Source organism: Acidovorax delafieldii 2AN (assembly GCF_000175235.1).
Taxonomy (GTDB): domain Bacteria; phylum Pseudomonadota; class Gammaproteobacteria; order Burkholderiales; family Burkholderiaceae_C; genus Acidovorax; species Acidovorax delafieldii_B.
This window is the reverse complement of the sequence record NZ_ACQT01000515.1, coordinates 1-1202: the sequence shown is the minus strand read 5'-3', so window position 1 is coordinate 1202 and position 1202 is coordinate 1. Positions and strand designations below refer to the sequence as shown.

At 70.9% G+C, this 1202-nt stretch carries 1 protein-coding gene and 1 pseudogene; both read left to right on the top strand.

All coding sequences use genetic code 11. The features are described from left to right. Window positions 1-644, top strand: a 644-nt coding sequence (locus tag ACDELDRAFT_RS22710) for a M16 family metallopeptidase (protein ID WP_005801391.1), incomplete at its 5' end; no start/stop codon positions are given. Window positions 645-663: 19 nt separating this feature from the next. Further along, window positions 664-1202: pseudogene (locus ACDELDRAFT_RS22705) on the top strand (insulinase family protein); the annotation flags it as partial.

The following is a 1202-nucleotide window of genomic DNA, read 5'->3' as shown; positions in this document are numbered from 1 at the left end:
AGCAGGGCCTGCGACGCATTGCGGTCAAGGCGCCGGCCGAACAGGCCTACGTGGCCATGGCGTTCCGGGTGCCGGGCATGGAGCGGGTCGATGCACTCACCGATGGGGACCGCGATGCGCTGGCGCTCATGGTGCTGTCGGCGGTGCTCAGCGGCTATGACGGTGCGCGCCTGGAGCGTGCCCTGAGCCAGGGGCCGCAGCGCGTGGCCGACAGCGCGGGCAGCTCGGCCATGGTGACGGGGCGGGGGCCCAGCCTGTTCCTGCTCAGTGGTGTGCCCGCCGATGGCAAGACGGTCCAGCAGGTCGAGGATGCCCTGCGCGCCGAGGTGGCGCGCGTCGCCCGCGAAGGCGTGAGCGAGGCCGAACTGGCGCGCGTGAAGACCCAGTGGATCGCCTCCAGCGTGTACCAGCGCGACTCGGTGCACGAGCAGGCGCAGGACCTGGGCAGCAACTGGGTGCAAGGCTGGCCGCTCGACGCGGAGGAGCGCCTCCTGGCGCTGCTGCGCACCGTCACGCCCGAGCAGGTGCAATCGGTGGCCGCCCGGTATTTTGGCGACGACCAGCTCACGGTGGCCACGCTGCTGCCCCAGCCGCTCGACCCCAAGGCCAAGCGCGCAGCGCCGGCCACACCGATGCGCCATTGAACCCCTGCAGAAACTCCGCATGATGACTATGAAAAGAATAGCTGTGAGCGCTTTGCTGGCAAGCGCTGGCGCTTTGTTTGGTGCAAGCCCCGCGTGGGCGCTGCTGCCCATCCAGCACTGGAGCGAGCCGAACGGCGCCCAGGTCTGGCTGGTGGAAAGCCCGGTGATCCCGATGGTAGACGTGCAGCTCGATTTCGACGGCGGCAGCCGCCGCGACCCGGCGGCCCAGGCGGGCCTGGCGCGTGCTGTGGCGACCATGGCGTCCAAGGGCGTGCTGGGCATGGCGGCGAACGGTGCCCAGGGGCAGGGCGCGGCCCCTCCGCTCGACGAGAACGCGCTGGGCGAGGCCTGGGCCGATCTGGGCGCCAGCTTCGATGCCAGTGCCGACAGCGATGCACTGCACTTTTCGCTGCGTTCCCTCACCGATCCGGCCTTGCTCGAGCGCGCAGCGCTCTTGGCGGCGCGCCAGATGGGCGAGCCCAGCTGGCCGGCCGATATATGGCAGCGCGAACGCGCCCGCTGGAGCGCCAGCATCAAGGAGTCGCGCACGCGCCCCGC